The following is a 14826-nucleotide window of genomic DNA, read 5'->3' as shown; positions in this document are numbered from 1 at the left end:
AATAAGAAAAATCAGCCTTCGAAAGAAGGCTGATGCAAAAATTCCGAAAGGAACAGCAAAACCGTACTGGTGAAGATACACCGGACGGCAACGTATTTAGGTCAATCGATCTAGTCAGGACAAATAATAAGGGGCGAGCTCGCTTGCCCCACATAACGTGAAAGCTAACCAGCATACAGTAATAACGAATGCTTCAAATGACGGCAACGATCGGTTCTGAATGGCTAGCAAAATCCTATAACTATAAGGTGGTGAGCAAAATGGATGCACATCGTTCTACCTACACTGAATCAGCATTACGTGACGCAACGGTCGTCATGGCACCGGAAAGGCTAGGTGCGATGCACCAAACACGTATCAGCTTTGTAAGAACTCTGATTCGTAAAATGGCGCAGCAAGAATGGAAAGTGACGAAACATGAATGGCAATTAGACGCTCAGGGTTTTGGTCATGTTATCTATAAACTAGCGACGCCAAACCATGTTTATCATTTGGTTGTTTTTTGCGATGAAATTGCAGATGACGAACGAAATGACCGTGTAATTGCTGAAAAGTGGGACGTAACGTTTGCGCTTGTTCTTGGTGATGTTGATGTCACCCTACTTGAAAGACTTCGTGCGAATGTACCGCTTCAAGAAGCCGGCCGTAATCCAAATAACGTACTTGTTTTAGCGCGTGCAAACAAAAGTGTACGTGTGTTTGAACACATCGTGAGTCACTTGGCGAAAGGTGTTCAACCAACGCCAAAAGAACTCGCTGAAGTAGGCTACATCCTAAGAACCACTGCCGTTTATGGTAATGGCAAATTTGGCATTGCAGACTTTAAAATCTTGGAGAAAAATGAAGATTTTAATCAGTCATTTAGTGCGCAAATGTGTGCAGTTTATATGCTACGTGAGTTCAGCCTAGATTGGGTTCATTACCTAGCCGAACAACAGGGCGGTGAACAAGCGATTACCTTGCATCGAGGATTACAACGTTACCTTGGTGTTGGCAATGCGACTGGCTTGGGTATGGCGCCATACCTTATTAACCACCCTAGTATTGTCGATCAGTGGATGACAACCCGTGAACATGCATTGGCGGACGTGTTGTCCAGTCAGACTGATACGTCGTTGGTCGAGCCACTACGTACCTTAGTTAAAAAAGCGATTTGTCATTTAGAACAAGTCGTTACCATCAATGAAACACAACAAGAGCTGAACAAAGCTGCTGTTGATGACTTGAAGAACACAGAACAATCATTAGAAGCTTCTGTCAGCCTGTGCGATACATGGGCACAGTTAGTCGAACAATCTAAGCATATGAGTATGGAAGCCCAAGAAATCCTTATCTCATGCTTGATGGAATTGTACCCAGAATTAGTGGACGCCCATCAAGAGCAAATGAATTGTAGCGAAACACTGTCGCTTCCTAGTGGCAAAAAGATCCAAGATCTTCTTGTTGTACTAGAAGAAAAGTACCGTTGGGCGATCACGACCGACTTTACGAAAGCAGAAAACAACTACTGGTTCTGGTATCGATCTCAAGACAAAGAAGAGCCAAGACTCGGTGTTCGAGGTGAAGAGCTAGGTGAAGAGCGTGAATTGCCTTTAGATATCGGCCGTCAAGCTTACCGTTTGTACCACGCTTTATTGCAATTCGCGCCTGAGCTTTCATTGGCTGAATTCCTTGTTAAACAGCCGCAGCATCGTGCAATCGCACGCCGTGTGTGGACGCTAGGTAACAAAGCGATGGGCGACATTCAAATGAATGTGTTGCATCAAGATTCACCACCAATGCACTTGTTGCGCTGTAAGCTTGCGATGTTTGGTGCAACAAAATTTGATCCTCGCTCAGATCGCTGGGTACGAGTGACGTTTTTCCAAGGTGCACCATTGCTTGATGAAATTCATCAGGACGAATGGGTGTTCCCAATATTACCAAGTGAAGCGGAGCTGTCTGGTTCTCAAAATGTTTCAATTCACAGCACATCTACTCACGGCACAGCTATTCACAGCACACTAACTCACAGTACAAATGCGAAAGGCCAACATGGAGGTAAATCGTTATGATCGTTTCTCACAATGAACTGGTAGCGGCCGTCAATAAAGCCTTTCTGGGTATGCGTCGTACATGTGGTGAAGCTGATGTGATAGCGAACATGGTGGCAGATTTACAAATGGTGGGTTTGGATGGTGTTCGTCATTTTAACAATGCGAGCAACTTTATGGGCCTAGAAGACGATTGCCCTGTAGACATTCAAGTGCGCAGCGATAATACAGTTGAAGTCGACCTACACAAGGCGAGTTTGGCATGTCATCTTCCTGTGATTATGGACTATTCGATTGAACAAATGGTTGGCAAGAAGACGCTGAAAATTGAGCTAAACAACTGTCACAACCGTTGGTTAGCGTACAGCGAGCTTGTGAAGCTTGCTGCGAAAGGCATTGCGTGCATGGCACGTTGGGACAACGGCTCTAATCCTAAGAGCACTTTGTATGTGCTTAACCGTGGTTGCGTTGCTCCAGAACTGTTTTTATCAGATTTGCCACTGGCATCGGACGAACATATCCACAATATGACTATCGAACTTTCCGTCCAGGATTTCGATATCGAACGTTTGTCAGATGGCTACCAAACACACATTGAATCGGACGCGCTTTTTAAAACTCAAGAGAAAGCGTGGAGCGATGGCATTGAAGTTGATGATGGAGAGTGGGGCGCGTTGAAAGAGACCGCGACGGCTATCCTTGTTGAAAGTAGCCAACGTTCGACTCAAGGTGCAGGTGAATTAACGGCTTCGTAGTCGCTAGATTCGTTAGGTTCATTAGAACTAACAGGTTCGATAGATTAACAGTGAGTAATCTAGTTAGTTTATCAACACAGATAAAACCAAAGAGCTTAACGTATCCTCACCTCGTTAAGCTCTTTTTATTTGCCTCTCGCTTTTGGTTTTCTTCACTTTATTCTTCCGATCTCTCGTTAGATAAATCCCTTCTAAACGGACTGTTTTGACACATGTTGTTACCCGTTGAGGGGTAATTGAACAATTAAACGAAGCACCTTCACATTCATGTTAAACAAACGGTTTCATTTACAAGCCACTATGCGTATCTTGCTAATTAAAGGTGCCAAAGGGCGCCGTTTTTATTCGTACCGACGACTTTAGAATCAGATAAAAAAGGAATGAAGCGTGCAAGCTAACTTTATTGATGGAACCACCCTGTATCGTCAGCACTCTTTTGAGCTGCCACTCGATTACCAAGCCAAAGATGGACAACAGATCCAAGTCTTCGCACGTGAACTGGTTGATGTTACAAAAGATGCACAAGAACTGCCGTGGTTGATCTATTTTCAAGGTGGGCCAGGCTTTCCTTCTCCACGAGTAAGCGGTCAATCAGGCTGGCTAAAGCGTGCATTGCAAAACTATCGTGTTCTGCTTCTTGACCAACGCGGCACAGGCAACAGCACGGTTATCAGTCATGAAACGTTGGCGCACCTTTCTCCAGAACAACAAGTCGAGTACTTAACGCATTTCAGAGCCGACAATATCGTTCGTGACGCCGAAGCGATTCGTGAGCAATTCGATGTTAAGCAATGGTCGACGATTGGCCAAAGCTTTGGTGGCTTCTGCACCTTGAGCTATTTGTCATTGTTCCCACAAAGCCTACAGCGCTGCTATGTAACGGGCGGCATTCCGTCTATTGAGCGTGAAGCTGATGATGTATATCGTGCGACTTACAAGCGTGTAGAAGACAAAAACAGAGCTTTCTTTGCTCAGTTCCCACAAGCGCAAGCTATGTGTCGTGAGATCTCTGATTATCTGCTTAACAATGATGTGAGACTGCCAAACGGTCAGGTGTTTACAGTTGAACAGTTCCAGTTGATCGGCATTAATCTTGGTGGCGGCGAAGCAAACCTTCCAATGTATTTCACACTGGAGAGTGCGTTTGTTGAAGTGAACGGAAGCAAGCAGTTGAGCTACAGCTTCTTAAATCAAATGCAGCAAGAGCAGGGCTACCTAACGAACCCAATCTACGCTATTTTGCATGAATCGATTTACTGCCAAGGTGCAGCGTCTAACTGGTCTGCACACCGAGTACGCGAGCAGTACCCACACTTTAACTACCAATCGGATAGCGAGTTCTGGTTTACCGGAGAAATGGTGTACCCATGGATGTTCGACCAACTAGAAACGCTGAAGCCATTACGTGAAGCTGCAAACATGTTGGCCGAGAAGTCGGACTGGGGCTCTTTGTACAACGCAGAGCAGCTGAGTAAGAATACGGTTCCAATGGCATGCGCAGTTTACGCTGACGATATGTACGTAGAGCTGGATTACAGCCGCGAAACGCTGGCGAACATTCCAAACTCAAAAGCGTGGATTACTAACGAGTATGAACACAATGGCTTGAGAGTCGATGGCGAAAGAATTGTAGATAAATTAATGACGATGGTTGAAGCGTTAGAGAACCTGCCAAAATAATTAGACGATTTCCGTTAGAAGCTGTTTACGTTAAAGCTGTCTACATTAGAAGCTGTCTACGTTAAAAAGTTATGCACGTTAAAGGCCATCTGCGTTAAAGGCTATCTACGTCAGAAGCTATCTACGTTAGAAATCAGATACGCTAGAAACAAGAAAACGCTGCATCCGTGCAGCGTTTTTTTTATGTCATCGAACTGTGTTTTACTAGCCGTGATGTTAAGAACTGCAGCTAACTGAAACGATAGAGTTTAAGAACCGGGAGGGATAGTTCCTAAATTCATTAAGGTTGGATGACGATATCTTGAGTTTCTGTGGTAGTTAAGTTGGCGCGGTTTTGTTTGATAAGTTGAGCCGCATAAGAAGGACTCACAGCTTGAACTTCGCCTTTTGATCGAATCGTTAATGCTTCCCACGCATGGTCACGGTATTTGCCTGTTTGTGTATATTCAATAAGTACTCTCATGATTCTTCCATTCGGTGTGTGGTTAACGTGCTACTAACATTAGCGGCTTTGTGTTGGTTGCACACCTGTTAAATATGAAACATAAGATTAACCAAATGAGAATGTGTGTAACTTGAAAAACAGAAGAAATTGCACATATAACAAACAGTGGATATAAAAAAACGCTGCACAGTGGCAGCGTTAAAATAGAGATAAGTTGAAGAGCGATCAGCTGTTTTCTAAACCAACGATCTTACGCGCGGACATCACCGCACTATCTAAATCGGTCAATCTACCAGCACTCGCAGGACCAAGAACTGATGAATACAAAGCCAACTGCTTCTCAAATGATAAATCTAATTGGTTATATAGATTTTGGCGGATTTGAGCGTGTTGCTGTGGCTTTGCGCTCGACAGGCCTTCCAACGTATCGTAGATGAGTGTAGTTGTATCCATATCTGTCCTTAGTACACCTTTATAAAATTTTGTATATTATGCACTTGGTGTCATCTTTGTTCTGCGAGATTGATCGCATTATGTGCAGCTCTGCTTAATTGTGTAATCAGTTGGTTATAATTGTGTTGTTTTGACGATGTTAACTATGAAATCAACATAAAGAAAAGGAGGCACATTGGCCTCCTTTTAAAGGGTGATAGATAGTGGTTATCTAATGTTAATCGAGTTATCTCTGCGGTCATACATGTCTGGTGTGGTATGTAAGCCGCCAGCGTAACCTGCAGCTTCCAGTGTTTCTCTTACCTCTCTAACATGTTTCGCGGTTACTGGCTCCTCTCTATCCCCAAGGTGCAATCGTACGAAGGTGATCAACTCTGCCAAGCGTTTATCCGACAGGACATCTTCAAAACTTGCCATCGGCATGAAGTTTCTGTCTTTGTCGAGATAAGTGGGTTGAAGGCCGCGCACGGTTACCGCGATGGTGTTGAACGGGTCGTTGTGCATGATGATGCCATTATTCAGCAGTGTAGGTGCGATGGGATCTCGCCCTTTACCATCGTCACCATGACAAGCACCACACGTTTGGCGGTAAGTGGTGTAAATGTCAGTCGTGTAAGCGTCTTCATCAAACCCTTTAGGCTGCAACGGAACAGCGTTACTGCTGATGGTGTTGTTGATGTCACCACTGAGTAGGTAATAGGACATCGACTCGACATCTTCACGAGTCATCAAGCTCAGGCTGTTTTTCACGACGTCTGCCATACCCGCAAAAGCAGTCCCTTTGTCTGAGTGACCGGTATGTAAGAAGTCGGTGAGTGTTGCTTCGTCCCAACCGTCGATATACAGCTCATTGGCCGTGATATCAGGCGCGTTCCAACCATCAATCAAGTTACCTTGGAAAATACGTTCAGGTATCAGCGCTTGGGCAATGTTTCGCGGCGTGTGACATTCAGAACAATGTCCAAGTCCCGCAACCCAGTATTTCCCTTGTTGCCATTTGTCGACGTTTTTGACTTCCGTTTTAAGAGCTTCAGGCACTTGGTAGTCAATCGGATCGGTATCCATGAACACAATATTCCAGCCGAGCAACCCTAGACGAATGTTCGACGGGAACATCATGCTGTTGTCGTCATTACGGCGAGGCACCGCGGTGATTGATTGCATGTATTCCCACAAGTCGACCATGTCTTGGTCTGTGAGATATTGATAAGAGGTGTAAGGCATTGCAGGGTATAGATAGCCGTTCTTACCCTTGCCGGCGACTAACGCGGCTCGGAAGTCTTCAAAGTCATATGTTCCAATACCTTCCGTTGTGTGTGGCGTAATATTGGTTGAATAGACGGTGCCAAAAGGTGTCACAAAAGGTAGCCCGCCAGCAAAGGGTTCGCCACCTTCTGCACTGTGACACGCGACGCAGTCACCGGCATAAGCGAGGTATTCACCACGCTCAACAGACTGAGCTTTTAGGTTCGCGAGTCTTTGTTGTTGCACTGAACCCGAGTGTCGAATATAAGCCCCAAGCGCGAGTATCTCGTTCTCCGTCAGCTGTTTATCAAACGCAGGCATTAAGTTGTTCAAGCCTTTGTTGATAGTGTGCTGAATCTCTTCAATACTGCCGCCGTGCAACCAAATATCGTCTGAGAGATCAGGCACGCCAATCTCTGGGTTCGCAACAGAACCATCAGCGTGACAAGACGAGCAGTATTTTACAAACAGCTCTTTGCCGACTTTAACTTTTACTTCTGGAACATCGGTATGGCGTTGATTGAGGGAAGCTAAGTAGTAAGAAACCTTAGCCACTTCATCGGGGCGCATGATTTCGCTCCAACCTGGCATAGCACCGTTCCGACCTTTGGCGATCGAATGAATAACAGCTTCATCACTGCCACCGTACAGCCACTCTTGGTCTATCAGGTTAGGGAAGTGCTTTTGTCCCTGAGCATTATCTCGGTGGCAGGCCGCACAGTGAGTTTGGAACAAGATCTTACCGCTATTGACGATCTCTGGGACTGCTGCTAATCCTTGTAACGTGGTTTCACTGGTTTGAGAGAATTGTTCATTGAGAGTGGTGGATGGTGAACTGAGCTTATCATCGCTTTGTTCCCAATCGACTAATCCTTCCCATTCGCCAAGCCCGGGGTAGAGCACCAAATAACCAGCAGACAAAAGAAATGCGACCGCATAGCTTACAAACAACAGCTTAGGTGGAGGCGCATCTTTCTCTTCAATACCATCAAAGGTGCCAATGGTGTGGTCGTGATCGGCCTTGTGATTGCTACGCCAGTATTTAACGACAACAGACACCATCAGAATAAAGAATATTAAGGTTAAGAGTACCGCCCATAGATTCCAGAATGTGCTCATTGTGATACCTCCTGTGACGTATCTTTACCCAGGCTTTGTAAATAGCGAATCAGCGCTTCACCTTTGGTTTTGCCTCTTACTTGCAATCTGGCATCACCAATTTTTTGATCGGTATAAGGCACACCTAAGGTACGTAAAACCTCCATTTTCGCGCTGATATCATCGCCAGTCAGAGTCTGCTCAAACAGCCACGGGTAAGAGGGCATGATCGATGTAGGAACGACTTTTCGAGGATCAATTAAGTGAATAACATGCCATTGGTCAGAATACTTTCTACCTAAATTAGTGAGATCAGGGCCAGTACGTTTAGAGCCCCACAAGTTAGGAAACTCATAGATATCGTCTGCTTCTTGGTTGGGGCGACCATTACGCTTCACTTCTGGCTCTAGAGGGCGAACCATTTGTGTGTGACAAACATGGCAGCCTTCACTGATGTAGATGTCTCGGCCAGCTAACTCTATCGGTGTGAGTGGCATCGCTAAGCTGCCTTTGGCAATATCATCTCCACGGACAATGTTTGGCACTACCCAGACCAATAAAGAGAAGGAGGCCACGACAACAGTGGTCAAAATTAAAATGACGATTGAATGTGTAAAGTCTTTACTCATCATTTAAGCCCCCTCATTAACGGTGTGTTTAGCATCATGTACTGCGGGCATACGAACCGTTTTGTACAAGTTGAAAGCCATTAAGAACAATCCAAGTACAAACAGCGCACCACCAAAGAAACGCATGAATAGCCAAGGTGCTTTAAAGTCCATAGCTTCTACAAAACTGTAAATCAGTTCGCCATTTTCATTTTGAGCGAGCCACATATACCCCTCGCCGATGCCTGCGATCCATAGTGCTATTGCATAGATGGCGACGCCAGCATGAGCAAGCCAAAAGTGCCATTTAATCAGTCGTCGTGACCATAGATCGGTTTGGCCCCATAAGCGTGGAATGAAGTAGTAAAAAACCGCTATCCCTGACATTCCAACCCATCCGAGAGCCGCGGAATGGACGTGTCCTATGATCCATTCGGTGTTGTGTGCCACCATGTTGAACCAGCGAATAGCGAGTAACGGACCTTCGAATGTTGCTAAGCAGTAGTAAAGAATCGCTGAGAAAAAGAATAAAAGAATGTAGTCGGACTTCAGCTTTTCTTTGTTTTGTAGGAGGGTCATTGCACTATTGAACGCGCCCGCCCAAGAAGGGAGCCACAGGATCAAAGACATTACGATGCCGATGTTCTGAATCCAGATAGGAACGGAAGAGTAAACCAAATGGTGCGTTCCGGCCCACGTGTAAAAGCCGACCAAGCCCCAGAAATGGATCACAGACAAACGGTACGAATAGATAGGTCGATCCGCTGCTTTGGGTATGAAATAGTAATTCATACCAATCACACCAGCAGTCAGCAAGAAGCCGACGGCATTATGTCCCCACCACCACTGAACAATCGCATCTTGAGCGCCTGCAAACACAGAGTAAGACTTCATCGCCAACACAGGCATCGCGAGGTTGTTCACGATGAAAATCATTGCAACGACGATGATGAAAGCAGCAAAGAACCAGTTAGCCACGAAGATATGGCTGACCTTACGCTTAGTAAGGGTGCCAAAGAACAACACCGCATACAGCACCCAAACCAGTACAATCATTAAGTCGATTGGCCATTCAAGCTCCGCATACTCTTTTGAGCTGGTGTGTCCTGCGGGTAACGAAATGACCGCAAGTAACAAGATGAATTGCCAGCCCCAAAATACCATCCATGAAAGGCTTTTATTGAACAAGTCACAATGGCCTGTTCGCTGGGCAATGTATAAAGACGTCCCCATCAAGATATTCACGACGAAGCCGTAAATTACTCCAGAGGTATGTAGCGGACGCAGTCGACCAAATTGGAAATATTGAGAATCAAAGTTTAAGACTGGCCAATATAATTGCGCGGCGAGAATCACGCCGATGATCATACCTACGATCGCCCACACTAAGGATGCGACGATGAAGTACTTCACGACCTTAATGCTGTATTGCGTTGTCACTTGTTCCATAACAAGGCTCCTTGCCTAGAGGTTTTGAACCGCTGACTTAATTTTATTCGTTGACTTCATTTGAATCGCCAAGCGAGCTTGCTTCGTTGCCGAGCACTGAATAGAAATAGGAAATGTCACGGATGTCTTGGTCTGAGAGCGTGTCGGCTTGTTGTTGCATGAGAATCGCTAAGCCACTGGTTCTTTCTCGAGTCTGGTAATCTTTCAGTGAGGAGATGAGATAACCCACTTTTTGACCGCGAAGGTTCGGGTAGGGGTCTTGTGTTGAGATGCCATCAGCGCCATGACAAGTCATGCACACTTTGGCTTTTTGTTTACCTAACTCGAATTGTTCTTGGTTAACTTCGGCAGAAACAGGAAACATGACCAGCGTCATTACCAGGGTAGAAAGTATCGCCATGGGGTTAAATTTTTTTATATTCAAACTCATTCTCGATTCCCTTGATTATGAAATGAGTAAGCTTTCTAAGATCAATACACGAGATCAACTGGTGAAGTAGAAACGACTGGAACCCGTTATTAAGTCTCTTAAAGCTGCTTACGTTCGATTAAAGGTTATGCAGCAACCAGCATTCTCGCTACTTACTTACTCATATTTATTGTTAATTTTGTTGTTTGATACGTATTCATAAGGCTTATTGGTTTACTTCCGCAGAGTAAAATACGAGTTTTTGTTACTAGACGGTCGAGAAGGAATACGTCAAGCGGGTAGGGAGTGCTGAACGAGAGCGGTGATGGAAGCGACAGAGAAGTGAGAGAGAAACTGCGAAGCTATTGAAAAACAGCGAGGTGTAGGGGGCCTTAGGGATAAATCGATACCAATCAATCTGAGTGGTATCGGTACAAGTTAAATGGTCAATTTATACTAGACTCAATTTAGTGACCTTTTTAAATGGAGTTTAGAATGAGAACTGTATTCTTGTTGATGCTTTGGCTTTGCTCGTTTTCGATTTTTGCAGCCTCAGAGTTAACGGTTTTCGACCACTCCGGGCAAAAGCATGGTTTTAGTAGAGAGCAACTCCTGTCACTTCCTCAAAAAGAAATTACTACCACCTTGCCTTGGGTCGAAGGGCTGACCGTTTATAGTGGTGTGACGTTACAAACGGTGCTTGAAAATATAGATCTACCGATATCATCACAAGTTACTTTCGTAGCATTGAATGACTATAAAATTGCGGTGCCCAAAGAAGATTTTGATACCTATGAACCCATCATTGCGATTAAAAAGAATGGTGAGTTGATGTCTGTGAGGGAGAAAGGCCCGTTTTGGTTGATTTACCCAATCTCTGCGAACCCTGAGACCAATACCCCTGATTTCCATGCCAAGATGATTTGGCAGATTCGTGATATTCATCTGTAGAGGCTAATTATGAAGAAGCTGTTGTCTATGGCTGCAATCAAAGTCGTTGTTTTGTCTTTGGCCGTGGTTGTTCTATCCGTCAATATCTACAGCGTTACTCGAATTAATGACATCAACAAGAGCTTTTCTAATCGCCAAAATGAGGCTACATGGTTTGTTTTTCAACTTGTCAAAGAGTATGCAAACTTCTTGATGGTTAGCCACGCAAAGAAGATTGATTATGATGAACTTTGGTTGGCTTATGACATTACATGGAGTCGCTTTGATATTCTGATCAACAGCACTGAATCGTCCAATTTTATTCGCTCAGCAAACTTTAAGCCTTACTTTACCGCAGAGTTTGAAAAGTTTAAGTCGCTAGAATCGTCAATCAAGTTGGTCAGTACAGGGCAATTACCTAAAGAATCGCTGCAGAAGAAAGTTGATATTTGCTACACCACTTTGGTCGAATTCATTAACGAAAAGTTTCGATTACAAAGCCCAGTTATTGAAGAAAATACGTCCATAGTAGGCAAATTTGTTGTTGTTCACCAAATCAGCAGCGCCTTTCTTGTTTTGATTTTGTTGATGACAGGCATCATTTTCTATCTCGATTTTTCCATCAAACGAAAACTTTATTCTACCGACTTCATTACAGGCTTTCGTAATCGAGTATCGTTAATGAAATTTGTTAAGAACAGCTATCCTACAAACGGTAACTTCGACCTTTACTTTGTACGAATCAGAAATCTCAGTGAGATAAACCAAAAGTATGGGCTTGAATATGGAGACTTGGTGGTGAGTTCAGCCGCTAAGTCTCTGACGGCAAAGGTTCCGGAAAGTACTATCTCGTTTCGTAGTAGTGGCAGCCAATTTCTATTCTTCATTCCTGAGCACTTGTACACAAGTGATGAGATACAGGAAAAGTTCAATGACGTGCTCAAGGACTATATCTCGGCGGGCAATTTAGAATTGATGATTGACGCTGTAGTCAGGCATAAGAAGAATATCAGCTCTAAAGATATGATGGAGCTATTAACGACAATGCAGAGCTAATCTCCGCATTAGCGATAAGTTAAATCGTCAGGTTTTGTTTGCTTTTTGCTCGCCATTCTCCCGCTTCACTATCATGGCCTTTGCCATCCTTTATTTGCCTCCTCATTCAATGTGTAGCCAACGCAGAGCTCCTGCACTGATGAAGATAGTCCTACTACTAGTTATAGCTATAGTGGATTGCAACGCTTGGATAGGAAGGGAGGCCTTGAAGTTTAGGTTTAAGGTTTAAGGTTACTGCTTTTGAGTGAGAGCAACGATTCGCTCGTTAGATCTCGAACTGGTAACAGACTGCGGGTTTAAAATTGCTTGCGGATTATGGTCTCGCACAAACTCGATGAATTCCAGATAAGTGAGTGGTTGGCTAAAGAAGTAGCCTTGTATTAGGTCACAGTTCGCTTTTTTAAGGTAATGATACTGTTCTATGGACTCGACACCTTCTGCGACGATTCGCGTGTCACAAGAGTGGCCTAAGTTAACCATAGATTCGACCATCTTACGGTCGGCTTTGCCGTCTACCATGTTATCGATAAAGCTCTTATCAATTTTTAGCTCATCCACAGGGTAGTGGAGTAGCTGGTTGAAGGCTGTGTATCCAGTACCAAAGTCATCAAGTGAAACCTTTAAGCCTAGGCTTCTGATTCTCTCGATAGTCTGTACCGTAAGCTTGGTACTTTTCACGTAACTGGTCTCAGTTATCTCGATAATAATGTTGCTAGGAGGTACTTGGTACCGTTCGATAACCTTACGAATATTGTCGGCAAAATTGCGGTTGTATAGCTCCATTGCTGAAATGTTAATGGATAAGGTACCTTTGTACTTGTGGATTTCTGAGAGCTCTTTATAGCTCTTGATAGCGGTGCTAATAACCCACATATCGAGTTTGGATATGAGGTTGCTCTTCTCTGCTGCAGGTATGAATTCGTCTGGACCCGCGTTTATGGCAAATAAAGCAGGGCAACGAACCAAACACTCAGCGCCATCTACCTGAAGTGTTTTAGCGTTGAAAATAGGCATAAAGCGAAGTTCAAAGTTATCACTTTCACAGCACTCTAAAAGCCTTTTTTCTATAATGTCGTGTCTCTCTAACGTGTGTAATAACTCCTCGCCATAAACAATACGGCTTTCTCCATCATTGTGAGATTTTGCACGGAGCAACATCTCATCAATACATCGGTGCCAAATTTCTTCAAACTTTGGTGTGTCGAGCGGTAAAACACCTGTTGCGAGTGATAACCTAAATCCATAGTAATCAAGGAACGTAGTGCTAGTCAGCGTATTATTGATGTTCTCTATTTCTTCGTTTATCACTTGGCTTTTATTCATTTCTAAAATGGCGATAAACTGATTCCCCCCAAGCCTTGCTATGGAGTAGTCATTGCAATTGAAACCGGAAGATGACTGTTGGTTTTGTAGAGTATCTCTCAGCACTCTAGTTAAGTTTATTAGTACATTATCACCAACTTTGGCACCGTAGAGATCGTTGATTTTACGGAAGTCGATGATGTCCCAACAAACCACATAGCAGTGTGGGTTCATTGAACTCTTGAGGCGTACATCAAGGTGACGTATGAACGAACGTCGGTTGGCTAACTTGGTGAGTTGATCAAACTCAGCTTCGAATTTTAATTCCGTCAACGAGTCAATGTACGCGTTCTTTAAGCCATCAATTTCACTTTGCCCCGATGAACGCTTGAAATACCTAAGCTTGAGCCCGCCGATCGATATCTCTTGCAGTAAGTCTTTAAGCGGGCGCACAAGTTGGTAACGCACCACTAAATGCACGATCAACATGATCGTAAAGAGAGTGCCAAAGCCACCTAACAAGGTTTGTTTAGCGATGATGGCTTTCTCATGGTTGAACTTTTGTTCTCGAATATTTACTTGCGCGATGAGATGTCGGCTGGTCATCTGCACATTGATATTATCTTGGGTTTGCTCAATTGATTTGATAACGAATTGGGTATTTGCGATGTTGGCAGCGTCTGAGGATGGCTCGATTAAGAACTGAATATTGTCATCGTCATTGTATTTGATTAATAAGCTAGAGAGTTGTATCAGAGGTCCGTCAGCAATCAAAATGTAGCGATTTAAACTGCTACTTGCACGTTTATCTTGAGGAAGGAGGTAAGGGTCAATTGCCGCAACATACGAATATCTGAGCTCGCCACTAATCGAGACATAAGAGAAGCCTTCGTAGGAGAGTTCCTTCTTGCTGATTAACGAGGTGTATATGTCGAAGACTCTTTCATAAATCTTGTCAGGGATTTTTAGCTCCTCGAAAGGATCGGCTCTGAGAGTCGAAAGCGTTAATTTGAACTTAGGGTCCACGATATAAACATTGCGTTGCCCAAATTGATTGACGTGATTCTGGCTTAATACTCGGAGTACTCGTTTTTCCAATAGCGATAGAGTCGTGTAGTCGCCAGGATTTTGAATGTAGCGGAGGAACTGCAACGAAGAACCGATATCTTTAACTAGTAAGGACAAGCCGAGCTGCTCGTATTCCGCCGCGACTAAAGCGGTGTTCACATCAGATTGCACCTTGTCCAAATACATGTGCTTAGCATGATTTGATGCGAAGTTGTACATCACGATTCCTGCTATCAGGAGCACAAATGTCAGCGTTGGTAAAAGTACAAAATAGAGCTTCTTCAATACTGGCATG

Annotated in this window: 12 protein-coding genes; 5 read left to right on the top strand and 7 right to left on the bottom strand. The window is 44.2% G+C overall.

Annotated features, from left to right (window positions below; translation table 11 throughout):
• Positions 1–197: 197 nt before the first annotated feature.
• From AC3CIA_RS23675 to AC3CIA_RS23665, 3 genes are all read left to right on the top strand, one after another.
• Positions 198–2054: a hypothetical protein gene (locus AC3CIA_RS23675; protein ID WP_488519208.1), complete on the top strand. Its 1857-nt coding sequence runs from the start codon at positions 198–200 to the stop codon at positions 2052–2054.
• The gene (locus tag AC3CIA_RS23670; RefSeq protein WP_488519207.1) at positions 2051–2788 is read left to right on the top strand and encodes a DUF3726 domain-containing protein; all 738 of its coding nucleotides are present in this window, start codon (positions 2051–2053) and stop codon (positions 2786–2788) included. The genes AC3CIA_RS23675 and AC3CIA_RS23670 overlap by 4 nt, the downstream gene beginning before the upstream one ends.
• Positions 2789–3175: 387 nt before the next feature.
• The gene (locus tag AC3CIA_RS23665; protein ID WP_488519206.1) at positions 3176–4468 is read left to right on the top strand and encodes an alpha/beta fold hydrolase; all 1293 of its coding nucleotides are present in this window, start codon (positions 3176–3178) and stop codon (positions 4466–4468) included.
• 280 nt (positions 4469–4748) lie between these two features.
• Here AC3CIA_RS23665 and AC3CIA_RS23660 read toward each other — a convergent pair whose 3' ends face one another.
• From AC3CIA_RS23660 to AC3CIA_RS23635, 6 genes are all read right to left on the bottom strand, one after another.
• On the bottom strand, positions 4749–4931 hold the full coding sequence (locus AC3CIA_RS23660) for a hypothetical protein (RefSeq protein WP_145565456.1): 183 nt from the start codon (positions 4929–4931) through the stop codon (positions 4749–4751).
• A 207-nt stretch (positions 4932–5138) separates the two neighbouring features.
• Positions 5139–5366 (bottom strand): PAS factor family protein, encoded by a 228-nt coding sequence (locus AC3CIA_RS23655; RefSeq protein WP_004730426.1) that lies wholly within the window; start codon positions 5364–5366, stop codon positions 5139–5141.
• Between the two features lie 207 nt (positions 5367–5573).
• Positions 5574–7730, bottom strand: coding sequence for a c-type cytochrome (locus AC3CIA_RS23650; RefSeq protein ID WP_488519205.1), 2157 nt, complete (start codon positions 7728–7730; stop codon positions 5574–5576).
• Positions 7727–8341, bottom strand: coding sequence for a cbb3-type cytochrome c oxidase subunit II (locus AC3CIA_RS23645; RefSeq protein WP_488519204.1), 615 nt, complete (start codon positions 8339–8341; stop codon positions 7727–7729). The genes AC3CIA_RS23650 and AC3CIA_RS23645 overlap by 4 nt, the downstream gene beginning before the upstream one ends.
• Positions 8342–9766 (bottom strand): cytochrome-c oxidase, cbb3-type subunit I, encoded by a 1425-nt coding sequence (gene ccoN, locus AC3CIA_RS23640; RefSeq protein WP_488519203.1) that lies wholly within the window; start codon positions 9764–9766, stop codon positions 8342–8344.
• Positions 9767–9809: 43 nt separating this feature from the next.
• Positions 9810–10196, bottom strand: a complete 387-nt coding sequence (locus AC3CIA_RS23635) for a c-type cytochrome (protein ID WP_488519202.1) — start codon at positions 10194–10196, stop codon at positions 9810–9812.
• Positions 10197–10670: 474 nt separating this feature from the next.
• On the opposite strand from AC3CIA_RS23635, the gene AC3CIA_RS23630 reads away from it, so the two are divergent.
• Positions 10671–11126: a putative pterin-binding protein gene (locus AC3CIA_RS23630; RefSeq protein ID WP_029405637.1), complete on the top strand. Its 456-nt coding sequence runs from the start codon at positions 10671–10673 to the stop codon at positions 11124–11126.
• Between the two features lie 9 nt (positions 11127–11135).
• On the top strand, positions 11136–12161 hold the full coding sequence (locus tag AC3CIA_RS23625; RefSeq protein WP_019825037.1) for a GGDEF domain-containing protein: 1026 nt from the start codon (positions 11136–11138) through the stop codon (positions 12159–12161).
• A gap of 231 nt (positions 12162–12392) precedes the next feature.
• On the opposite strand, the gene AC3CIA_RS23620 is transcribed toward AC3CIA_RS23625, so the two are convergent.
• Complete coding sequence (locus AC3CIA_RS23620) at positions 12393–14825, bottom strand: putative bifunctional diguanylate cyclase/phosphodiesterase (RefSeq protein WP_488519201.1); 2433 nt, start codon at positions 14823–14825, stop codon at positions 12393–12395.
• Position 14826: the final 1 nt, after the last annotated feature.

The organism is Vibrio sp. QJM3NY_27, assembly GCF_057785955.1.
The sequence above is the reverse complement of the archived record's forward strand: the minus strand, read 5'-3'. Positions and strand labels throughout refer to the sequence as shown.

Bases quoted from the DNA above. Each gene is read 5' to 3' on its own strand.
- AC3CIA_RS23660 (WP_145565456.1), bottom strand. From the start codon at position 4,931: ATGAGAGTACTTATTGAATATACACAAACAGGCAAATACCGTGACCAT.
- AC3CIA_RS23675 (WP_488519208.1), top strand. From the start codon at position 198: ATGACGGCAACGATCGGTTCTGAATGGCTAGCAAAATCCTATAACTAT.
- AC3CIA_RS23650 (WP_488519205.1), bottom strand. From the start codon at position 7,730: ATGAGCACATTCTGGAATCTATGGGCGGTACTCTTAACCTTAATATTC.
- AC3CIA_RS23625 (WP_019825037.1), top strand. From the start codon at position 11,136: ATGAAGAAGCTGTTGTCTATGGCTGCAATCAAAGTCGTTGTTTTGTCT.
- AC3CIA_RS23645 (WP_488519204.1), bottom strand. From the start codon at position 8,341: ATGATGAGTAAAGACTTTACACATTCAATCGTCATTTTAATTTTGACC.
- AC3CIA_RS23635 (WP_488519202.1), bottom strand. From the start codon at position 10,196: ATGAGTTTGAATATAAAAAAATTTAACCCCATGGCGATACTTTCTACC.
- AC3CIA_RS23655 (WP_004730426.1), bottom strand. From the start codon at position 5,366: ATGGATACAACTACACTCATCTACGATACGTTGGAAGGCCTGTCGAGC.
- AC3CIA_RS23630 (WP_029405637.1), top strand. From the start codon at position 10,671: ATGAGAACTGTATTCTTGTTGATGCTTTGGCTTTGCTCGTTTTCGATT.
- ccoN (WP_488519203.1), bottom strand. From the start codon at position 9,766: ATGGAACAAGTGACAACGCAATACAGCATTAAGGTCGTGAAGTACTTC.
- AC3CIA_RS23670 (WP_488519207.1), top strand. From the start codon at position 2,051: ATGATCGTTTCTCACAATGAACTGGTAGCGGCCGTCAATAAAGCCTTT.
- AC3CIA_RS23620 (WP_488519201.1), bottom strand. From the start codon at position 14,825: ATGCCAGTATTGAAGAAGCTCTATTTTGTACTTTTACCAACGCTGACA.